Consider the following 19,865-nt stretch of genomic DNA (forward strand, 5'->3'; position numbering starts at 1 on the left):
AGTGCGGGTACGCCCTTTTCCCGCACCGTCGCCGACGCCTGCGGCCGTGTCGGCAGCCACCCACGGCAACGTGGTACAACTGGGGGTCGTGAATCGGCGGATCATGTCCGAAGATTCGGGTGAATACGGCCGGCCTGCGCCGGCTGTCGCTTTTACAGCCGGCGGCGGAGGGGAGGCCTCGGTGGCTCAGCAGCCGCTGGGCGATGCTGGCGTGCAGTCGCGCGACCGCATCCTCACCATCCCCAACCTGATCAGCTTCGCCCGCCTGCTAGGCGTGCCGGTCTTCCTCTATCTCTTCCTCGTCGCCGACGAGGTCGGCTGGGCCGTGGTCGTGCTCGGCCTGGGCGGCACCACGGACTGGATCGACGGCTACCTGGCCCGCCGGCTCGGCCAGGTGAGCCGCGTGGGCGAGCTGCTGGACCCGGCGGCCGACCGCCTCTACATCCTTGCCACGCTGCTCGCGTTCACCGTGCGCGACATCGTGCCCTGGCAGTTCACGGTCGCGCTGCTGGCCCGCGACGTGCTGCTGATGCTGACCTTCCCGGTGCTGCGCAGGCTCGGCTACGGCCCGCTGCCGGTGCACTACATCGGCAAGACGGCCACCTTCATCCTGCTGATGGGCTTCCCGATCCTGCTGCTGGCCTGGGCCGTGCCGACCGGCGCGATGCACACCGTCGCGTACGCCAGCGGCTGGGCGCTGTGCTGGTGGGGCATCGTCCTGTACTGGATCGCGGGCATCTTCTACCTGGTGCAGTTCGCCGCCGTGGTGAGGCGCTCCCGTGAGGCGACGGCGTGAGCACGGGCCCCGAGCGGGAGCCGGTGCAGCCGGTGTCCACGCCGCCCTCCGGGCAGCGGGTGTGGCAGACGGACATGCTGACCGACCTGTTCCAGGACCCGCTCGACGGCGGATACACCGACGCGGCCCGCGCCCGCCGCGAGCACGGCCCGCTGCCGACGGCAACCCACTGGACTCGCCGCGGGATCACCGTGCTGGCCTGCGTGGTCATCGGGGTGTTGCTCGCCGTGGCCTACCTGCAGGTCGTGGCACGGGCGCCGGCCCGGGCCACCACCCGCACCGAGCTGATCAAGGACATCAACCGGCGCACCGCGGACACCGACAAGCTCGACCAGGACGCGGAGAACCGCCAGGACGAGGTGAACCGGCGGCGTGAGCAGGAGCTGGACGACACCTCCATCGCCCGCCTGCGTGAGCTGGAGGCCGCGACCGGGGTGCGCAAGGTGACCGGCGACGGCGTGGTGGTCACCCTCGCCGACGGTCCCAACGCGAGCACCGAGCGGCTGGCCCGGGTGCTCGACCTGGACCTGCAGCTGGTGACGAACGCGCTGTGGGCGGCCGGCGCGGAGGCGATCTCGGTCAACGGGCGGCGGCTGACCTCGGTGACGCCGATCCGCACCGCCGGCTCGGCGATCCTGATCGGCAACGCGCACGTCATCAGCCCCTACGAGGTGGCCGCGATCGGGCCGTCCGACATGGCGGACAAGTTCAACGACACGGCGACCGCGGAAGATTACCGCAAGCTGCGCGACGACAAGCGTTTCGAGGTCGGCTTCGACGTCGACGAAAAGGACGACCTGGAGCTGCCGGCGGCGGTGATGCCGCGGCTGCAGTTCGCCCGCGTGCCGCAGCCGTCGCCGTCGCCCTCGGGCACGCCCGCACCCTCAACCTCGCCCTCGGGAGGTGGCAAGTGATCGCAGTACTGGCGTTGATCGCCGGAGTGGTGCTGGGCGTCGTGCTCAACCCCACCGTCCCGGACGCGCTGCAGCCCTACCTGCCGATCGCCGTCGTGGCCGCGCTGGACGCGGTCTTCGGCGGCGTGCGCGCCAAGCTGGACGGGATCTTCGACGACAAGCAGTTCGTGATCTCGTTCATCTCCAACGTCCTGGTCGCGGCCTTCATCGTGTACCTCGGTGACAAGCTGGGGGTGGGTGTCCAGCTGTCCACCGGTGTCGTCGTCGTGCTCGGCGTGCGGATCTTCGGCAACGTGGCGGCTATCCGGCGACGGCTGTTCAAGGCGTAGGTGCAGCAGTGAGCGACGAGAAGACGCAGCCGATCGGCCCCGGTCAGGGCGACGAGCCGACCGTGCCCCTGGCGGGCGCGGGCGGCGACGAGCCGACGGCCGGAACCTCGACCGCCGAGGCCTCGACCGCCGAGCCCGCGGCGGAGCCGACGGCCGAGACGTCCGACGCGGCGACGCCGGACGGCGCCGGTTCCCCGGTGCCCGGCGACGCGGCCCCGCAAGCACGGCCCGAGCCGGACGCGGACGGCCCGAGCGACAACAGACGCAAGCAGATCAGCGGCGCGGGCGCCCTGATCGGGGTGCTGCTGGTCCTGCTCGGCTTCACGCTGGCGGTCCAGCTCAAGAGCAATTCCGCCGACGAGGGCTACAACTCGCTGCGCGAGGAGGATCTGTACGTCATCCTCGCCGACCTCGACTCGCGCGCGGAGCGGCTGCGCCAGGACATCGCCGAGCTCGACGCGACCCGCCGCGAGCTCGACTCGGGCGCGTCCAGCCGGGAGCAGATCCTCAAGGAGGCCCAGGAGCGGGCCGACGACATCGGCATCCTGGCGGGCACGCTCAAGGCCCAGGGCACCGGCATCACGCTGCGCTTCTCCGACGGCGCCGGGCCGATCACCGCGGACCACCTGCTCAACGCCGTGCAGGAGCTGCGCGGGGCGGGGGCCGAGGCGATCCAGATCGACGGGACGGGCGGCTCCGTGCGGGTGATCGCCTCGACGCACTTCGTCAACGCCGGCGGCGGCGGGATCGAGGTCGACGGGGTGCGGCTGACCGGGCCGTACACGGTGACCGCGATCGGCCCGGAAGACCTGGACAAGGCCATGGAGTTCCGCGGCGGGGTGGTTGACGATGTGAGCAACGACGGCGGTACGGTGATCGTCAGTGATCCGCATCCGGTCGACATCACCGCGGTGCGGGGCACGCCGAACCTGGAGTACGCGAAACCCGTCTCCTGACGGGCAAGGCCACACGACGGCCTGGAGCGAAAGGGCACGACCGTGATTCCTGAGGACCTGAAGTACACCGCCGAGCACGAGTGGGTCACCACGAAGGGCGCTTCGGTCCGGGTCGGTATCACCCATTTCGCGCAGGACGCGCTGGGCGACATCGTGTACGTGCAGCTGCCGGAGACCGGCCAGGTCGTGGCGGCGGGCGAGTCCTTCGGCGAGGTCGAGTCCACCAAGAGCGTGTCGGAGATCTACGCTCCGCTGAGCGGCACGGTGACCGCCCGCAACGAGACCCTCGTCGACTCACCCGACCTGATCAACACCGACCCGTACGGCGAGGGCTGGCTCGTCGAAATCGAGATCGCCGATCCGTCCGCGCTGGATGCGCTTCTCGACGCGGCAGCGTACCGTGAGCTGACCCAGAGCTGAACCTTCATTCAGGGGCGTGAATCGCCGAACCGCGAGTCCGGTTGACCCTTCATTTCCAGGGTCGCTAGGCTCGCTCCCTAAGCTCGCCGCTGACGTCGAGTAACGCCCTATCCGGTGCCCATAGCAGTTCCACGTTTACGTGGCCGATATGACCGTGAGGTGGTCCGATGACGCGACCAGACGACGAGTTCCCCCAGCTCGACGTCACGTCGACCCTGCACCTCGGCTCCCTGGAGGAGGCGCTGGAAGGGCCGGAGTCTGACGTAGTCCCGGGGCGGGTCTCGGGACAGCTGCCGCCGGGCATGGCCCTGCTGGTGGTGCGTCGTGGCCCCAACGCGGGCGCCCGATTCCTGCTCGACCACGATGTGACGACGAGTGGCCGTCACCCCGACAGCGACATCTTCCTCGACGACGTGACGGTCTCGCGCCGGCACGCCGAGTTCCACCGGGACGGGTCCACGTTCACCGTGCGCGACGTGGGCAGCCTCAACGGGACCTACGTCAACCGGGAGCGGGTCGAGTCGGCCACGCTCAACAACGGCGACGAGGTGCAGGTCGGCAAGTTCCGCCTGCTGTACGTGGCCGGCCCGCGCGCCGAGGAGGCATGACCGGAGCTGTGCCGGCGTCGGCCGGCGGCGGGGGCGGGGCGGCGCGGGCACAGACGCTGATGAGCATCGGCGAGGTGCTCGGGCTGCTGCGTCCCGACTTTCCGGATGTCACCATCTCGAAGCTGCGTTTCCTCGAGACGGAGGGTCTGGTGGAGCCGCAGCGGACGTCGTCCGGCTACCGCAAGTACAGCCGTGAGGACGTGGCGCGGCTGCGGTTCATCCTCGCCGCGCAGCGTGACCAGTATCTGCCCCTGCGCGTCATCCGCGAGCAGTTGTCCGAAGGCGCGCACCTGACGCAGGCGCGCCCGACCCTGGTCGCGGTCGGCGACGACCACCGGCCCGAGGCCGTGGCGGAGCCCGTCGACGAGCGGCTGCGCCGCCAGGAGCTGTGCCACCGCGCCGGGATCACCGAGGCGCTGCTGGCCGACCTGGAGCGGCACGGGCTGGTCACGGCGCGGGCGGGGGAGTGGTTCGACGGCGACGCGCTGGCGGTCGCCGAGGTCGCCGGCCAGCTCGCCGAGTACGGCGTCGAGCCCCGGCACCTGCGGGCGTACCGGGTGGCCGCGGACCGCGAGGCCGGGCTCTACGCCCAGCTGGTCGCCCCGCTGATGCGCCAGCAGGACCCCACGGCCCGCGCGCGGGCGGCCGAGGCGATGCGCGAGCTGACCGTGTTGTCGCAGCGCCTGCACGTGGCGCTGCTGCGTTCCGGGCTCAACGACGCGCTCGGCGGCTGACCGGCGGTCGTACGAGCCGACGGTGCGCGTGGGCGTGTAGCGTGCAGTAGAAGAGGCTGAGAGGCAGTGTCATAAGGTCCGCCGAGAGGCGGGCCCGCCGGACACCGGCCCCAGGCAGACGCGACGGAGGCGAGACGGTGCGCGAGCTGAGCGTGATCGGGGTAAGGGTCGAACTGCCCACCAACCAGCCGATCGTCCTGCTTCGTGAGGTGGAGGGGGACCGCTACCTGCCGATCTGGATCGGCGCGGTCGAGGCGACGGCGATCGCCTACGAGCAGCAGGGCGTCAAACCTGCCCGGCCGCTCACTCATGATCTTCTCAGGGACCTGCTGCAGGCGCTGTCGGCGCCGCTGAAGGCCGTGGAGATCGTCGAGTTGAAGGACAGCATCTTCTACGCCGATCTGCTCATCGGCGACTCGGTGCGGGTGTCCGCCCGGCCCAGCGACGCGATCGCCCTGGCGCTGCGGGTGGGCGCCCCGGTGCGCTGCGCGGAGCGGGTCCTCGACGAGGCCGGGATCATCATCCCGGACGAGCAGGAGGACGAGGTCGAGAAGTTCCGCGAGTTCCTGGAGCAGGTCCGCCCGGAGGACTTCGCCTCGTAGCCCGGCCACGGCATCCGCTTCCGCGGATGCCGTTAACGAGCGGGTCACCGAAAAGTGACGCTCCGGGACTCGAATGTGGCGTGTCGCGGCGTTACCTCCCCGCCCGCCGGTCGCATCCGCTATAGGCTGCTTCAAGTCGACACTCGGCGGGAGGTAGTCGCATGAACCAGCTCCATGATCCGCAGTCGCCTGGTAGTGAACCAGGTCGTCCCGGTGGTGCGGCCGCGTTGCACGGCGGCGCGGCGGAGGATGCGGACTCGGATGTGCAGGGCGGTTCGCTCGGCTATCGGGGCGTGACGGCTTGCCACGCGGTGGGCATCAGCTACCGGCAACTCGACTACTGGGCGCGGACCGCGCTGGTGGTGCCGAGCATCCGGGACGCGTCCGGCTCGGGCACCCAGCGGCTCTACTCGTTCCGCGACCTGGTCGTGCTGAAGGTGGTCAAACGGCTGCTGGACGCCGGGGTGTCGCTGCAGAACATCCGCCGCGCCATCGAGACGCTGCGGGCGTACGACGCCGACGACCTGGCGACCATCACCCTCATCTCCGACGGCACCTCGGTGTACGACTGCCGCTCGCCGGAGGAGGTCGTGGACCTGCTGCAGGGTGGCCAGGGCGTGTTCGGCATCGCCATCGGCGGCGCGTTCAAGGAGATCCAGGGCTCGCTGTCGCACCTGCCCGCGGAGCGGGGCACCGAGGTCGAGGAGGCGACGGTCACCCCGTTCGCGCCGGCCGTGCTGCCCCTGGGCGTCACCGACGAGCTGGCCGCCCGCCGGGCCCGGCGTCGCGCGGGCTGAAGAATCCGCCCCCCGAGTGACGGGCGTCACCGTGCGGGGGTAAGAAATATCCATGCTGGTACACACCGACGCCAGGCGTCGTTGGCTGTGGGCGGCGGCTGCCGCCGTGGCGGCCTACGCGCTGCTGACCTTCGCGGTCGAGGTCACCTGGACCCCGCTGGTGGAGCAGGACGCCGTCGTCAGCGCGGCCGCGCACCGGCTGGCCCTGGAGTATCCGATGTGGCGGGCGGCGATGACCGCGGTCACCCGCACCGGTGACACCGTGGTGCTGTTGTCGGTGCTCGCATTCACGCTCGGCTTCCTGCTGCGCCGCCGGCTGCTGGCGCAGCTCGCCTTCGTGTGCGCCGCCGTGGCGGCCAGCGCGGCGCTGCGGCTCACCGTGCACGCGCTGGTGGCCCGGCACCGGCCCGACGACATGCTGTCCTGGGCGGCCGGCTGGTCCTATCCGTCCGGACACACCAGTCACTTCGCGACCGCGGCGTTGCTGCTGCTCGTGCTGGTGTGGCCGCGGCTGGGCACGCGCCGGCAGCGGGTCGCGCTGGCGGCGGTGGTGGTCGGCTGGGCGGTGCTGGTGGGGGCGAGCCGGGTGGCGCTGGTGGTGCACTGGCCCTCCGATGTGCTCGGCGGGTGGCTGGTGGCGCTGCTCGGGGTGGCGCTCACGATCGTGACTCACGCAGCGTGGCGAGATCACTCCCGTCCGTAAGTTTACATTGCCGTTCCTGTATGTCCGCTGCCAGTCTGGTCACCCGACCGGCCCGCAGGGGGCCGGCGTACGCGAGGGGTGGCACCGATGGCACGACGCTGGCTGGTGACGGGATGCTCGACCGGGCTGGGCCGGGCGCTGGTGGAGCGATTGGCGCAGGCGGGCGAGCGGGTGGTGGCCACGGCCCGGCGGCCCGAGACGCTGGCCGACCTCGCCGAGCGGCACCCGGACACGGTGCTGGCGCTGCCGCTGGACGTCTGCGATCCGGTCTCCTGCGCCGCCGCGGTGGCCGCCGCGGCCGAGCGCTTCGGCGGCATCGACGTGCTCGTCAACAACGCCGGATACGGGCAGTGCGGCGCGGTGGAGGAGGTCTCCGACGGCGAGCTGGAGGCGCAGTTCGCGACCAACGTGTACGGACCCTGGCGGCTGGCCCGGCTGGTGCTGCCGCTGTGGCGGGCCCAGGGCGGCGGGCATGCGGTGTTCGTCTCCTCGATCGCCGGCGCGGTGCCGTTCCCGGGGCTCGCGGCGTACACGGCCAGCAAGTTCGCGCTGGAGGGCCTGGCCGAGTCGCTGGCACAGGAGTCCGCGCACCTCGGGGTGAAGGTCACCATCGTGCAGCCCGGCGGCTTCAGCACCCCGTACGGCACCTCGGCCGCCCTGCCGCGCCAGCGGGTGGAGGCCTACGAGCCGGTCGCGGGCCCGATGATCGCGGGACTGCGCGGCATGCAGGGCAACCCGGCGCTCAACCCGCCGGAGCTGTTCGCCGAGGCGGTGCACCGCCTCGCCGGGCTCGCCGAGCCGCCGCTGCGCCTGCCGGTCGGCGAGGACGCCGCCCAGTTCCTCACCATGGCCCTGTCCGCCCGCACCAAGGAGTTCGAGGACGTCACCGCCGCCCGCCTGCACGTGTCAGCGGCGGCCTGAGCCTCGCCACACGCCGCCGCAACTCCTGCCGAGTCGCGCCTTCCTGGCTGCTGTGAAGGCCCGAGTCGGCAAGAGTCGCGGCGGGATGGGGGGTGGGGCGGTCAGTCGCGAAGTGCATCCTCGACGCTGGTTTCGTGGCGGCCCAGGAAGACCGGGTCGCGGCCGGTGACCACGTCAAGCATGGCCTTGACGCACGCGCCCTGCTCGCGGACGACCGCCTTGGTCCAGAAGGAGCCGAAGCGGCGGGCGGTGTCGTCGCCGACCCCGGTGGCGTCGATGCCCGCGTCGCGGCACAGCGCGACCGCCCGGTCGATGTGGTAGCTCTGCGTGATCACGATGAGCTGCCGCACGCCGAACACCCGGACGGCCCGCTGGCAGGAGTCGTACGTGTCGAACCCGGCGTGGTCGGCGACCACCTTGCGGTCCGGCACGCCGCGGTCGATGAGCCACCGGCGCATGGCGTCGGGCTCGTCGTAGGACCACTGGCCGTGGTCGCCGGAGACCAGCACCGCGCGCACCTTGCCGGTCTCGTAGAGGCGGCGGGCGATGTCGAGCCGGGCCTCCAGGAAGCCCGAGGGCGAGCCGTTGTCGTGCACCTGCGCGCCCAGCACCAGGGCGACCGGGGCCTCGGGCACGTTCTCGATCGCGTACACGTGCCCGTCGGCCTGCCAGCGCACCCAGCCGATGCTGCCCGCCAGCGCGAGCAGTCCGGCGAGCAGGCTCAGCAGCACGACCCGGCGGGTGACCCGCCACCACCGGCGTCGGCGGCGCACGGGCGCCGGGGACCCGAACGGGCCGGACGCCGGCTCGCCGACCGGCGCGGACTCGGGCTGCTCCTGGTCGGACGTCATACGCGGCATCATCGCGTACGCCGCCACGCCCCGCCACCCCGTCCGGCGCGGGGTAGGGCGATTCGCGGTGGTTGTCGTGATAAGGCCGCTATGGTGAGTCGGACGGAACCTAGCCACGGGGGGCAGGGATGACCGCGGCCGCGGTGCTGACCACGGCGCTCGCGCAGCGGCGCGAGCGGCCGGGAGCGGATCTGGCCGGGTCCGCACCGGACCTGGTCGCGGCGGCCGTGGCGATGGCCCGGCGGTTCCGGTCGGGCGGTGTCCTGCACGCCTTCGGTTCCGACGACGCCGACGCCCATCACATCGCGGTCGAGTTCGTGCACCCGGTCATCGTCGGCAAGCGCGCCCTGCCCGCCGTGGCCCACGGCGCGACCCGGGCAGCCCACCGGCTGCGTCACGCGTCGCCTGGTGATGTCGCGCTGGCCGTGTGCGGCGCGCAGGCCCCGCCGCGGGTGCGCACCGGCGCGGTGGCGGAGTCCGGGGCGGTGCCCGAGGACGAGGCCTGGGTGGCCGGAAACGGTCCGGTGACCGCGGCGCTGGCGGCGGCGGGCGGGCACGGGCTGCTCACCGTCGCGCTGGCCGGGCGGTTCTGGACCGGACCGAACGTGGACCACCTGCTGACCCTGCCCGCCGACGACCCGCTCGTGCTGCGCGAGCTGCAGGTCTCGGCATACCACCTGCTCTGGGAACTCACCCACGCGGTGCTCGAACACGGCCCGGACGGGCCCACACCATGAGGCAGGCCATTCCGGCGGAGTTGCGGGCCCTGGGCGACCGGGCCGGTGCGTCCTGCGTGACCTGTTCGGACACGGCGGTCCCGGCGACCGTGGTGCTGCTGCTGGCCGACGGCCTGGCCCTGGCCGACGCGGGCGGGGGACCGGAGGAGATCAGCGTGGCGCTGGTGGCCGCACGGGTCGGTGACACCGTGCTGGTGCACGCCGGCGAGGCCATCAAGGTGCTGCCGGAGGTGGCCGGGTGAGCAACGCCGCCCCGGCGCACCTGGGCGCCCTGTATCCCTTCCTGTACGCGCAACCGGCCCCGGTCGTGGACGCGTTCACCGCGGAGCTGGTCGTGTCCACCGCGGGCAAGCTGCGCGAGACGGCGGCCCTGCGCGCCCAGGTGCTCACCGAGCAGGGCGAGGCGCTGGCGGCCTGCGCACGGGCGCTGGCGGTGGCGCTGGACACCGGCGGGCGGCTGTTCGCGTTCGGCAACGGCGGCAGCGCCACCGACGCCCAGGCCTGCGCGGACCTGTTCGCGGCCCCGCCGGCCGGGTACGGCGCGCCGCCGCTTTCGGCGTACGCGCTCAGCGCAGACGTGGCCGTGCTCAGCGCGCTGGCCAACGACGTCGGTGTGGAGTCGGTGTTCGCCCGCCAGGTGGCCGCGCACGCCCGCCCCGGTGACGTCGCCATGGGCTTCTCCACCAGCGGGAACTCGCCGAACCTGGTCGCCGGGTTCGACCGGGCGCGCCGCTGCGGGATGGTCACCGTCGGGTTCAGCGGGGGCGGTGGGGGACGGCTGGCCGAGCCGGGCGCCGTCGACCACCTTTTCGTCGTGCGGTCGCCGTCGGTGCACCGCATCCAGGAAGCGCAGACCACCGCCTGCCACGTGCTGTGGGAGCTGACCGTGGCGGAGCTGTGCGGCGCGGACAGCCGCCCGTCGGCGGCACAGGGGGTGTACGCAGATGACCGTTACACAGGCACAGCCTGCGCAGACCGATGAACAGCCGATCCACATCCTCTGGATCAACGCAGGGCTCAGCTGCGACGGCGACTCCGTCGCGCTGACCGCCGCGACCCAGCCCAGCATCGAGGAGATCGCGCTCGGCGCGCTGCCGGGCCTGCCGAAGATCGCGGTGCACTGGCCGCTGATCGACTTCGAGTGCGGCCCGGACGGCGGCGCGGACGACTTCCTGGCCTGGTTCCACAAGGCCGACCGGGGCGAGCTGGAGCCGTTCGTGCTGGTCGTCGAAGGGTCGATCCCGAACGAGTCGATCAAGGAGGAGGGCTACTGGGCCGCCTTCGGCACCGACCCGGCGACCGGGCAGCCGATCACGACCAGCGAGTGGCTGGACCGCCTCGCGCCCAAGGCCCTGGCCGTGCTCGCGGTGGGCACCTGCGCCACGTACGGCGGCATCCACGCCATGTCGGGCAACCCGACCGGGGCCATGGGCGTGCCCGACTACCTGGGCTGGGACTGGCGCTCGGCGGCGGGCATCCCGATCGTGTGCGTGCCGGGCTGCCCGATCCAGCCGGACAACCTCGCCGAGACCATCACCTACCTGCTCTACCAGGCCGCCGGGCAGGCGCCGATGATCCCGCTGGACGACAAGCTGCGCCCGCAGTGGCTGTTCGGGATGACCGTGCACGAGGGCTGCGACCGGGGCGGCTACTACGAGCAGGGCCAGTTCGCCTCGGCGTACGGCACGCCCGAGTGCATCGTGAAGCTCGGCTGCTGGGGCCCGGTCGTCAAGTGCAACGTGCCCAAACGCGGCTGGATGAACGGCATCGGCGGCTGCCCGAACGTGGGGGGCATCTGCATCGGCTGCACCATGCCCGGTTTCCCGGACAAGTTCATGCCGTTCATGGACGAGCCGCCCGGCGCGACCGTCTCCTCGGCGGCCAGCGGCGCGTACGGCGCGATGATCCGGATGCTGCGCCACGTCACCGGAAAGACCGTGGACAAGGAGCCCAAGTGGCGCCACCGCGGCACCGAACTCACCACCGGCTACCACCGCTGAGCAGCGGCCGTATCGATTCAGAAAGGCGTTGAGGACGAGCATGGCGACGCAGGCGGCCGCAGAGGGCCTGGTCGAGATGTCGTGGGATCCGATCACCCGGATCGTCGGCAGCCTCGGCATCTACACCAAGATCGACTGGAAGGCCAAGCGGGTCGTCGAGTGCTACAGCACCTCGTCGGTGTTCCGCGGGTACAGCATCTTCATGAAGGGCAAGGACCCGCGCGACGCCCACTTCATCACCAGCCGGATCTGCGGCATCTGCGGGGACAACCACGCCACCTGCTCGATCTACAACCAGAACATGGCGTACGGCGTGCAGCCGCCGCACCTCGGCGAGTGGATCGTCAACCTCGGCGAGGCCGCCGAGTTCATGTTCGACCACAACATCTTCCAGGAGAACCTGGTCGGGGTCGACTACTGCGAGCGCATGGTCCGCGAGACGAACCCGAGCGTCTGGGAGAAGGCCAAGACGACCGCGGCCCCGCACGCCGAGCAGCACGGCTACAAGACCATCGCCGAGATCATGACCTCGCTGAACCCCCTGGAAGGGGAGTTCTACCGTGAGGCCCTGCAGGTCAGCCGGTCCACCCGGGAGATGTTCTGCCTGATGGAGGGCAGGCACGTGCACCCGTCCACGCTGTATCCCGGTGGCGTCGGCACGGTCGCCACGGTGCAGCTGTTCACCGACTACCTGTCCCGGCTGATGCGCTACGTCGAGTTCATGAAGCGGGTCGTGCCGATGCACGACGACCTGTTCGACTTCTTCTACGACGCGCTGCCCGGCTACGAGGAGGTCGGCCGGCGGCGGGTGCTGCTGGGCTGCTGGGGCGCGTTCAACGACCCGGACCACTGCGACTTCACCTACGAGCGGATGAGCGAGTGGGGTAAGAAGATGTTCGTGACGCCCGGCGTCATCGTCGACGGCAAGCTCGTCACGAACGACCTGGTCGACATCAACCTCGGCATCCGCATCCTGCTCGGCAGCTCCTACTACGACGACTGGCAGGGCCAGGAGGTCTTCGTCAAGCGGGACCCGCTGGGCAACCCGGTCGACGTGCGCCACCCGTGGAACCAGCACACCCTGCCCCGCCCGCAGAAGCGCGACTTCGACGGGGCGTACTCCTGGGTCATGTCGCCGCGCTGGTTCGACGGCACCGACCACCTGGCCCTGGACACCGGCGGCGGCCCGATCGCCCGGCTGTGGTCCACCGCGCTGAGCGGCCTGGTCGACATCGGCTACGTCAAGGCGACCGGCCACAGCGTGGTGATCAACCTGCCGAAGACGCTGACCAAGCCCCCGGCCACCTTCGAGTGGAAGATCCCGAAGTGGAGCAACGCGCTGGAGCGCAACCGCGCCCGCACCTACTTCCAGGCGTACGCGGCCGCCGTCGCGCTGCACGCCTGCGAGAAGGCGCTCGGCGAGGTGCGCGCCGGGCGCACCCAGACCTGGGAGCCGTTCAAGGTGCCCAAGGACGCCAACAGCGTCGGCTTCACCGAGGCCGTGCGCGGCGTGCTGTCCCACCACATGGTCATCCGCGACGGGAAGATCGCCAACTACCACCCGTACCCGCCGACGCCGTGGAACGGCAGCGTGCGCGACCGCTTCGGCACACCCGGCCCGTACGAGGACGCGGTGCAGAACACGCCGATCTTCGAGGAGAACACGCAGGAGAACTTCAAGGGCATCGACATCATGCGCGCGGTACGCAGCTTCGACCCGTGCCTGCCCTGCGGGGTGCACATGTACACCGGCAACGGCTCGGTGCTCAAGAAGCTGCACACCCCGCACGCCTTCGCGTCCGGTGCGGCGTGATCCCGATGGGAGACCAGCACATGGACCGGGTCATGGTGCTCGACCCGCACACGGTAGGCGTACGCGTGGAAGGGCTGCTCGTGGAGGTGGAGAGCGCGGGCGGGACGGTCGCCCGCGCCGCCGCCGACGGGGTGGTCCGCGAGCTGCTGCACCTCAACGAGGCCGGGCTGGCCCGGCTGCTCGACGGCCTGGTCACCGTGCCCGGCGTCACCGAGGAACTGCGCGTGCTGGCCGAGGACGAGCTGGTCGGCGGCCTGCTGGCGCTGTACGGCCTGCACCCGGTGCCGATCGAGGAGCGGGTGCTGGTCGCGCTGGACCGGGCCCGCCGGCGGCTCGGCCGCGAGTTCACCCTGGTCGACATCGACGCCGCGGGCACCGCCCGGATCTCGACCGCGGGCGGCTGCGGCAGCGGCTGCGGCAGCACCGCCGAACCGGTGAGCGAGACGGTGTCCCGCCTGGTGCAGCAGGCCGCGCCGGAGATCGTCGAGGTCGTGCTGGAGGAGGCCGCACCGGCGCAGAAGCTGCTGCAGATCGGCCACCGGCCCAAGGCGCCGACCGGCGCGCCCGCATGACCGTGCTGCGGCGGTACCTGACCGCGCCCGCGCCGCCTGCCACCGCGCAGGCGGCGCAGGAACGCTGCGAGCTGTGCGCGGCAGCCATCCCGGCCGACCACGACCATCTGGTGGACCTGACGAGCAGGTCGCTGCCGTGCGCCTGCCGACCCTGCTACCTGCTGTTCGTGCCCGCCGACGAGCGAGTTTCCGCCGTTGTCGGGCGAGGGCCCGCCCCACGCGAGGAGGCGGTGGGCGCGCGCCGGTTCGCGGCGGTGCCGCGCGAGCACGTGGCGCTGCCCGACTTCCCGCTGTCCGACCTGGACTGGTCCGCGCTGGACGTGCCGGTGCGGCTGGCGTTCGTGTTCGTCAACAGCTCGCTCGGCCAGCCGGTGGCGCTCTACCCGAGCCCCGCCGGGGCGGCCGAGTCGCAGCTGCCGCCCGAGGTGTGGGCGAAGGTGCTGGCCCGGCACCCGTACACCGCGCAACTGCCCGCCGACGTGCAGGCGCTGCTGCTGCACCGGTCCCCGGACGGGCCCGAAGCGTACGCGGTGCCGATCGACGTCTGCTACCGCCTGGTCGGGCTGGTCCGGCTGCACTGGCGCGGCTTCGACGGCGGCCAGCAGGCGTGGGCGGCGATCGACGGCTGGCTGGCGCAGGTACGCGAGAACGCCGGCGTGCCCGTGGGGGCGGCACATGGCTGAGCTGGCGTTCGCCTGCGTGGACGCGCAGGCGCTGCCGTGGGCCGCCGGGCCGACGTTGCGCTTCCGGCTGCGCATCACCGCCCCGGAGGGCGTACGCGTGCACGCGCTCGTGCTCAGCTGCCAGCTGCGCATCGACCCACGCGCCCGGACCTACTCCGCCGACGAGGGGCAGGGCCTGGACTACGTGTTCGGCGCGCCGGCCCGCTGGGCGACCAGCATGCAGGCGCTGCACTTCGCCACCGTCGGCGTGACCGTGCCCGGGTTCACCGGCAGCACCGAGTTCGACCTGATGGTGCCCTGTACCTACGACCTCGAACCCGGGCTGGGCAAGTACCTGCACGCGCTCGCCGAGGGCACCGTCCCGATCACGTTCCTGTTCAGCGGCACGCTGTTCGAGGCCCCGGCGGGCGGCTCCGGGGTGCAGGTCGGGCGGGTGCCGTGGGACCGCGAGGCGGCGTACGCGCTGCCGGTCGCTGTGTGGCGCGAGCTGATGGACCTGTACTTCCCCGACACGGCGTGGCTGCGGCTGCGCCGTGACACCGTCGACGCGCTGCTGCGCCATCAGGCCCGCCACGCCGTGCCCACGGCCGACGAGGTGCTGACGGCCCTGCTCGCGGCAGCGGCGGACGACCCCTCGAAGGAGGACGGCCTGTGCCCGACACCACGCTGAGTGACCCGTTCGAGCAGGCCCGCGCGGTCGCCGACGCGGTCCTCTACGAGGGCTACCTGCTCTACCCGTACCGCGCCTCCGCCGCGAAGAACCAGCTCCGCTGGCAGTTCGGCGTCCTCGTGCCGCCCGCCTACGCCGACGACGCGCTCGGCGAGTACACCTGGTGCCAGACCCAGCTGCTGGCCGAACCGCGCCCCGGCGCCCGCCTGCACTGGCGCCTGCGCTTCCTTGCGGCCCAGCGCCGCACCGTCGAATCCGACTCCGGCGACGGCTTCCGCCCCGTGCCCTCCGCCGACGTCGACGGCGTCATCCACCTGCCCTTCGACGAAACCGTCGAACAGTCCGCCGACCTCGTCCTCACCCCCGCCGACCTGGTCGGCACCCCCGACCACGTGCACACCGTCGACATCCCCGGCGACACCACCACCGAGCAGCTCTCCCCGTCCGTCCGCCTCCACCGCGAACGCCACCCCCTGCGCGCAGAACTGCGCCTGCACGCCGAACTCCTCCCCGGCCCCTACGGCGTCCTCCGCCTCACCGCCACGATCACCAACCTGACCGAAAGGAAGGGCGCCTTCACATCGGTATACGTAGAGGAAGGGCACCTTCCAAACGCATCGCCCGAGGCGGCGCAGGTGGGTGGTGCGCTGGAGCGGCCGGAGGCGCTGCGGCACTCGCTGATCGCGGCGCACAGCGTGTTCGCGCTGACGGCGGGCAACTTCGTCTCGCTGCTCGACCCGCCGGAGTGGGCGAAGGCGGCCGTGCAGGAGTGCCGCAACATCCGCACCTGGCCGGTCATGCTGGGCCCGGAGGGCAGCCGCGAGGTGATGCTGTCCGCGCCGGTGATCCTTTACGACCACCCGGTCGTCGCGCCCGAGAGCCCCGGCGACATGTTCGACGCGCTGGAGATCGACGAGCTGCTGGTGCTGCGTACGCTCACCCTCACCGACGAGGAGAAGCGCCAGGTCCGCGCCACCGACCCGCGCGGCGAAGCGCTGCTGGGCCGGGCCGAGACGATGCCGCCCGAGGTGTTCGAACGGCTGCACGGCGCGATCCGGCAGCTGCGCCCCGCGCCCGCGGCCGAGCAGGCCGACGTGTTCGGCACGCGGACACCGTGGTGGGACCCGGGCGCGGACTCCTCCGTCGACCCGGCGACCGACACCGTGGTCATCGACGGCACCCCGGTCGGCCGGGGGAGCCGGGTACGCCTGCACCCGGGCGGGCGGCGCAGCGACGCGCAGGACATGTTCCTGGTCGACCGGATCGCCACCGTGCAGGCGGTGCTGCTCGACGTGGACGGCTCGACGCACCTGGCCGTGACGCTCGACGACGACCCGGCCGCCGACCTGCAGATCCTGCAGGGACGGTTCCGCTACTTCGCCCCCGAGGAGCTCACCGTGGTGCCGGACGAACGCGGTGACCCGAGCGTGGCGGCCGGATCGGTGACGAGCGAGGAGCGGGCATGAGCGAGCATCGCGAGCAAATCATGGGAATGGCGACCCGTGCCGGCGACGAGCGCAGCGAGGAGCGGGCATGAGCGCACGGCGCAGGGTGCTGGTCGCCGGGCTGGGCAACATCTTCCTCGGCGACGACGGGTTCGGCGTCGAGGTCGCGGCGCGGCTGCTCGCGGGGCCGTGCCCGACCTGGCTGCGGGTCGCCGACTACGGCATCCGCGGCGTCCACCTGGCGTACGACCTGATGGCGGGCTACGACGCGACCGTCCTGATCGACCTGGACAGCCGGGGTGACGCCCCGGGCACGGTGCGGCTGCTGGAGATCAGCGCCGCCGACCGCGCGGCCGGGCGGGCCGACGACGGCCCGGTGCTGGTGGACCCGCACGGCATGCAGCCGCAGCGGGTGCTGGACCTGCTCGACAGCTGCGGCAGCGCCCCCGGGCGGGTGCTGCTGGTCGGCTGCGAGCCCGCCGACCTGAGCGAGCGGATGGGGCTGAGCCCGCCGGTCGAGGCCGCCGTCGAACCGGCGGTGGCGCTGGTACGCCAGCTGTGGGAGCTGGGGCCGGCCGTGCTGACCGGCGCGTTGCCGTTGCCGGCGGGGCTGCTCGCCGCGCCGGTGGTAGAGGATCGAGAGACAGGGGTACGGGTATGACGCTGAAGAAGATCGTCGCGGGTCTGGTGCTGGCCGGCGTGACGGCGGTGGTGGTGCGCACGCTGCCGGACATGAAGCGGTACCTCAAGATCCGCAGTATGTGACCGGGCGGCAATGGGGGAGGAGGCGCCGTGTCGCGGCACGATCGATGGGGCCGGATCGGCGTGTGGAGTTCGGCCTGGACCGAGGCGCAGCGGTCCGGTGGTGAGGTGCTGACCGGCGAGTTCGCCGACGCGGCAGCCGAACTGGACGATCTTGGCTATGGCACGCTCTGGCTGGGCGGCAGCCCGGCGGTCACGTACGCGCGGCCACTGCTGCTGACGACCTCCCGGATGACGGTCGCCACCGGAATCCTCAGCATCTGGCAGCACGGAGCCGCCGAGGTCGCCGCGCAGCGCGCCGACCTGGAGCGCGAGTTTCCCGGCCGCTTCGTGCTGGGACTCGGGGTGAGCCACAGCAAACTCACCGAGAACTACGCGCACCCGTACACCGCGATGGCGGAGTATCTGACCGCGCTGGACTCCGCCGCCGAACCGGTGCCGGCGCACGACCGCGTGCTGGCGGCGCTCGGCCCGCGCATGCTGGCGCTGGCGCGAGTCCGGGCCGCCGGCGCGCACCCCTATCTGGTGACGCCTGAGCACACCGCCCGAGCCCGCGAGATCCTCGGTGCGGAGGCCGTGCTGGCGCCCGAGTTCAAGGCGGTGCTCGACACCGACTCGGACCGCGCCCGCGCGGCGGCCCGCGGGCACCTCGCCCTCTACCTCCAGCTGCCCAACTACACCAGCAACCTGCTGCGGTGGGGCTTCACGGAGGACGACTTCCGCGACGGCGGCAGCGACCGGCTGCTGGACGCGGTGTTCGCGATGGGCGATGAGACGGCCGTCGCGCGCCGCGCCGCCGCCTACCTGGACGCAGGCGCGGATCACCTGGCGGTGCAGGTGGTGACCGGCGAGCCCGGACTGCCGCGCGAGCAGTGGCGCCGCCTGGCCGGTGCGCTGCCGCTTGAGGCTTGACCTGCTACGGGCGTGCATGCCGCCCCCGCAGCCAGGGGACGGTGTGCACGCCCGTGAACGAGCAGGTCAGCCGTTGGGCAGAATCGTCACGCCCGCCCGCGCCACGATCTCCTCCAGGGCGGCCACGTGCTGGGCGAACGCCGCCCGGCCGGCCGGGGTCAGTGCGGCCGAGGTGCGCGGCCGCTTGCCCACGAAACCCTTGCGGATCTCCACGTAGCCTGCCTCTTCCAGCGTCGTGAGCTGCTTGGACAGTGCCGAGTCGGACAGTCCGGCGCTGTCGCGGATGAACTTGAACTCGGCCCACTCCGACGCCGCGAGCAGCGCGACGATGGCCAGCCGGGTCGGGGCGTGGATCAGTTCGTCGAACCTGGCGGTCATCGTGTTCCGCGCCGGTCGAGCATGGTGCGCCGCAGCGCCCGGGTGAGCAGCGGCCCGCCGACGACCAGCATGACCGCGCTGACCAGCGTGCCCCAGGTCGCCGGGTAGCCGATCTGCGCGGCCTGCAGGCTGAACGCCAGGCCGAGCGAGACCGCGACGGTCAGCGCGACGAAGCCGAGGATCAGCCCGATCCCGCGTGCGCCCAGCAGGGCGTTGCGCACCTTCACGCGCAGCGAGCCGCGGACGACCCACCCGGTCCCGGCGAGCATGCCGAGCACGAAGACCGTCACCCCGACCCCGATCGTGGTCGGGTTCCCGGACTCCACGGCCGCGGTCAGCGCCAGGATGAGGCCGCCCAGCAGCCACCAGTACCAGTCCGGGATGGACAGCGCGTCGATGACCTGTTCCTGCTGCTCCCGTATCCGAGCCAGCGCCTGTGCCGCCTCGTCGGGACGGAGTTGCTCCGTCATGGTGCCCTCCTTCGGAAAGTATTTTCCTACAAGGAAAGTACACTCGGCTTTCCCATGAGGAAAGTACTTTCCTGAAGGTTGGCACAGTGCGCGAAGAAGCAGTCCTCGCTCTCGTTTCCCCGGCGGGTCGAGCGGCGTTGGGTATGCGGAGCAAAGGAGATAAAATGCACGAAATCGGACTCTGTGAGAGCATCCTCGGCGCGGTCACCCAGCGTGCCGAAGGGCGGCAGGTCAACCGCGTGAAGGTACGCATCGGCGTGCGCCACGGCGTCGCCGAGCCCGCCCTCAAGCAGGGCTTCGCGCTGGTCGCCACGGGCACCACCGCCGACGGCGCCGAGATCGACATGGTCGCCGTGCCGGCGCACGTGGCGTGCTCGGCCTGCAAGCGGGCCGAGCAGTCCATGGACATGCTGCCCGTGTGCGCGTTCTGCGGCAGCGCGGACGTGGTCGTCACCGGTGGCGACGACCTCATCCTCGAAGAGCTCCACCTCGTCGACCTGCGGGCCTGAGCGTATGTGCCTGGGCATTCCCGGCGAGGTCGTCGAGATCATGACCGACCGGCCGGACCTGGCGCAGGTCGATGTCAGCGGCGTACGCCGCGCCATCAACATCGGGCTGTTCGAGCCCGGTGAGATCAACGAGGGCGACTGGGTGCTGATCCACGTCGGCTTCGCGCTATCCAAGATCGACGAGGCCGAGGCGACGGCCGCGATGGACTTCCTGAAGAGCCTCGGGGACGCGTACGCCGACGAGCTGACCGCCCTGCGAAGCTCCACCATCGACTGAGCGAGG

The 19,865-nt window shown here is 71.8% G+C and carries 28 protein-coding genes; 25 read left to right on the plus strand and 3 right to left on the minus strand.

The genetic code is table 11. The features are described from left to right. The first annotated feature begins 181 nt into the window (after positions 1-181). The 11 genes from F6W97_RS39335 (at position 182) to F6W97_RS39385 (ending at position 7,780) form a co-directional block, all read left to right on the plus strand. Complete coding sequence (locus F6W97_RS39335; protein ID WP_230687349.1) at positions 182-796, plus strand: CDP-alcohol phosphatidyltransferase family protein; 615 nt, start codon at positions 182-184, stop codon at positions 794-796. Further along, positions 793-1,710, plus strand: coding sequence for a DUF881 domain-containing protein (locus F6W97_RS39340; RefSeq protein ID WP_155375696.1), 918 nt, complete (start codon positions 793-795; stop codon positions 1,708-1,710). Before F6W97_RS39335 ends, F6W97_RS39340 begins: the two co-directional genes overlap by 4 nt. Beyond that, positions 1,707-2,039, plus strand: coding sequence for a small basic family protein (locus F6W97_RS39345; RefSeq protein ID WP_155375697.1), 333 nt, complete (start codon positions 1,707-1,709; stop codon positions 2,037-2,039). Before F6W97_RS39340 ends, F6W97_RS39345 begins: the two co-directional genes overlap by 4 nt. 8 nt (positions 2,040-2,047) lie before the next feature. Continuing rightward, the gene (locus F6W97_RS39350) at positions 2,048-2,995 is read left to right on the plus strand and encodes a DUF881 domain-containing protein (protein WP_155375698.1); all 948 of its coding nucleotides are present in this window, start codon (positions 2,048-2,050) and stop codon (positions 2,993-2,995) included. A 42-nt stretch (positions 2,996-3,037) separates the two neighbouring features. Beyond that, on the plus strand, positions 3,038-3,415 hold the full coding sequence (gene gcvH, locus F6W97_RS39355; RefSeq protein WP_155375699.1) for a glycine cleavage system protein GcvH: 378 nt from the start codon (positions 3,038-3,040) through the stop codon (positions 3,413-3,415). 167 nt (positions 3,416-3,582) lie between these two features. Further along, complete coding sequence (locus tag F6W97_RS39360) at positions 3,583-4,023, plus strand: FHA domain-containing protein (protein WP_120315525.1); 441 nt, start codon at positions 3,583-3,585, stop codon at positions 4,021-4,023. Continuing rightward, positions 4,020-4,757, plus strand: a complete 738-nt coding sequence (gene ftsR, locus F6W97_RS39365) for a transcriptional regulator FtsR (RefSeq protein ID WP_230687350.1) — start codon at positions 4,020-4,022, stop codon at positions 4,755-4,757. Before F6W97_RS39360 ends, ftsR begins: the two co-directional genes overlap by 4 nt. Positions 4,758-4,894: 137 nt before the next feature. After that, on the plus strand, positions 4,895-5,359 hold the full coding sequence (locus tag F6W97_RS39370; RefSeq protein WP_144127411.1) for a bifunctional nuclease family protein: 465 nt from the start codon (positions 4,895-4,897) through the stop codon (positions 5,357-5,359). A 161-nt stretch (positions 5,360-5,520) separates the two neighbouring features. After that, the gene (locus F6W97_RS39375; protein WP_230687351.1) at positions 5,521-6,156 is read left to right on the plus strand and encodes a MerR family transcriptional regulator; all 636 of its coding nucleotides are present in this window, start codon (positions 5,521-5,523) and stop codon (positions 6,154-6,156) included. Between the two features lie 52 nt (positions 6,157-6,208). Continuing rightward, positions 6,209-6,859, plus strand: coding sequence for a phosphatase PAP2 family protein (locus F6W97_RS39380; RefSeq protein ID WP_155375700.1), 651 nt, complete (start codon positions 6,209-6,211; stop codon positions 6,857-6,859). A gap of 87 nt (positions 6,860-6,946) precedes the next feature. Continuing rightward, positions 6,947-7,780, plus strand: a complete 834-nt coding sequence (locus F6W97_RS39385; protein WP_155375701.1) for an SDR family oxidoreductase — start codon at positions 6,947-6,949, stop codon at positions 7,778-7,780. A gap of 101 nt (positions 7,781-7,881) precedes the next feature. On the opposite strand, the gene F6W97_RS39390 is transcribed toward F6W97_RS39385, so the two are convergent. Continuing rightward, positions 7,882-8,631 (minus strand): SanA/YdcF family protein, encoded by a 750-nt coding sequence (locus F6W97_RS39390; protein WP_155375702.1) that lies wholly within the window; start codon positions 8,629-8,631, stop codon positions 7,882-7,884. Between the two features lie 128 nt (positions 8,632-8,759). Here F6W97_RS39390 and F6W97_RS39395 point away from each other — a divergent pair, with 128 nt between their 5' ends. The 12 genes from F6W97_RS39395 to F6W97_RS39445 all read left to right on the plus strand — a co-directional run bounded on the left by F6W97_RS39395 (position 8,760) and on the right by F6W97_RS39445 (position 18,225). Beyond that, positions 8,760-9,368 carry a phosphoheptose isomerase gene (locus F6W97_RS39395; RefSeq protein WP_155375703.1) on the plus strand — a complete coding sequence of 203 codons (609 nt, stop codon included), beginning with the start codon at positions 8,760-8,762 and terminating at the stop codon, positions 9,366-9,368. Further along, entirely contained in the window at positions 9,365-9,610 is a 246-nt protein-coding gene (locus F6W97_RS39400; RefSeq protein ID WP_155375704.1) for a HypC/HybG/HupF family hydrogenase formation chaperone, read from the plus strand. Before F6W97_RS39395 ends, F6W97_RS39400 begins: the two co-directional genes overlap by 4 nt. Then, a complete protein-coding gene (locus F6W97_RS39405) occupies positions 9,607-10,350 on the plus strand; it encodes a D-sedoheptulose-7-phosphate isomerase (RefSeq protein ID WP_230687352.1) in 744 nt (247 codons plus the stop codon). Before F6W97_RS39400 ends, F6W97_RS39405 begins: the two co-directional genes overlap by 4 nt. After that, positions 10,313-11,368, plus strand: a complete 1,056-nt coding sequence (locus F6W97_RS39410; RefSeq protein WP_155375705.1) for an NADH-quinone oxidoreductase subunit B family protein — start codon at positions 10,313-10,315, stop codon at positions 11,366-11,368. Before F6W97_RS39405 ends, F6W97_RS39410 begins: the two co-directional genes overlap by 38 nt. A gap of 40 nt (positions 11,369-11,408) precedes the next feature. Then, the gene (locus F6W97_RS39415) at positions 11,409-13,181 is read left to right on the plus strand and encodes a nickel-dependent hydrogenase large subunit (protein WP_155375706.1); all 1,773 of its coding nucleotides are present in this window, start codon (positions 11,409-11,411) and stop codon (positions 13,179-13,181) included. A 5-nt stretch (positions 13,182-13,186) separates the two neighbouring features. Next, the gene (locus F6W97_RS39420) at positions 13,187-13,753 is read left to right on the plus strand and encodes a NifU family protein (RefSeq protein ID WP_155375707.1); all 567 of its coding nucleotides are present in this window, start codon (positions 13,187-13,189) and stop codon (positions 13,751-13,753) included. Next, entirely contained in the window at positions 13,750-14,436 is a 687-nt protein-coding gene (locus F6W97_RS39425) for a DUF5947 family protein (RefSeq protein WP_155375708.1), read from the plus strand. The genes F6W97_RS39420 and F6W97_RS39425 overlap by 4 nt, the downstream gene beginning before the upstream one ends. Further along, complete coding sequence (locus tag F6W97_RS39430) at positions 14,429-15,106, plus strand: DUF6084 family protein (RefSeq protein WP_155375709.1); 678 nt, start codon at positions 14,429-14,431, stop codon at positions 15,104-15,106. Before F6W97_RS39425 ends, F6W97_RS39430 begins: the two co-directional genes overlap by 8 nt. Continuing rightward, positions 15,088-16,572, plus strand: a complete 1,485-nt coding sequence (locus F6W97_RS39435) for a hypothetical protein (RefSeq protein WP_155375710.1) — start codon at positions 15,088-15,090, stop codon at positions 16,570-16,572. Before F6W97_RS39430 ends, F6W97_RS39435 begins: the two co-directional genes overlap by 19 nt. Positions 16,573-16,639: 67 nt before the next feature. Next, positions 16,640-17,212, plus strand: coding sequence for a hydrogenase maturation protease (locus F6W97_RS39440; RefSeq protein WP_155375711.1), 573 nt, complete (start codon positions 16,640-16,642; stop codon positions 17,210-17,212). Next, the gene (locus tag F6W97_RS41600; RefSeq protein ID WP_407924651.1) at positions 17,209-17,316 is read left to right on the plus strand and encodes a DUF6893 family small protein; all 108 of its coding nucleotides are present in this window, start codon (positions 17,209-17,211) and stop codon (positions 17,314-17,316) included. Before F6W97_RS39440 ends, F6W97_RS41600 begins: the two co-directional genes overlap by 4 nt. 27 nt (positions 17,317-17,343) lie before the next feature. Beyond that, on the plus strand, positions 17,344-18,225 hold the full coding sequence (locus F6W97_RS39445) for an LLM class F420-dependent oxidoreductase (protein ID WP_155375712.1): 882 nt from the start codon (positions 17,344-17,346) through the stop codon (positions 18,223-18,225). 66 nt (positions 18,226-18,291) lie between these two features. Here the strand turns inward: F6W97_RS39445 and F6W97_RS39450 are convergent, their stop codons facing one another. Both F6W97_RS39450 and F6W97_RS39455 read right to left on the minus strand, forming a co-directional pair. Continuing rightward, positions 18,292-18,603 carry a winged helix-turn-helix domain-containing protein gene (locus tag F6W97_RS39450; protein WP_155375713.1) on the minus strand — a complete coding sequence of 104 codons (312 nt, stop codon included), beginning with the start codon at positions 18,601-18,603 and terminating at the stop codon, positions 18,292-18,294. Next, positions 18,600-19,073 carry a hypothetical protein gene (locus F6W97_RS39455; RefSeq protein WP_155375714.1) on the minus strand — a complete coding sequence of 158 codons (474 nt, stop codon included), beginning with the start codon at positions 19,071-19,073 and terminating at the stop codon, positions 18,600-18,602. The genes F6W97_RS39450 and F6W97_RS39455 overlap by 4 nt, the downstream gene beginning before the upstream one ends. Before the next feature lie 164 nt (positions 19,074-19,237). Between F6W97_RS39455 and F6W97_RS39460 the strand changes: the two genes are divergently transcribed. Together F6W97_RS39460 and F6W97_RS39465 are read left to right on the plus strand one after the other, a co-directional pair. After that, a complete protein-coding gene (locus tag F6W97_RS39460; RefSeq protein WP_196279531.1) occupies positions 19,238-19,582 on the plus strand; it encodes a hydrogenase maturation nickel metallochaperone HypA in 345 nt (114 codons plus the stop codon). Between the two features lie 4 nt (positions 19,583-19,586). After that, positions 19,587-19,859: a HypC/HybG/HupF family hydrogenase formation chaperone gene (locus F6W97_RS39465; RefSeq protein WP_155375716.1), complete on the plus strand. Its 273-nt coding sequence runs from the start codon at positions 19,587-19,589 to the stop codon at positions 19,857-19,859. Positions 19,860-19,865: the final 6 nt, after the last annotated feature.

Source organism: Catellatospora vulcania, from assembly GCF_009720385.1.
Lineage (GTDB): Bacteria > Actinomycetota > Actinomycetes > Mycobacteriales > Micromonosporaceae > Catellatospora > Catellatospora vulcania.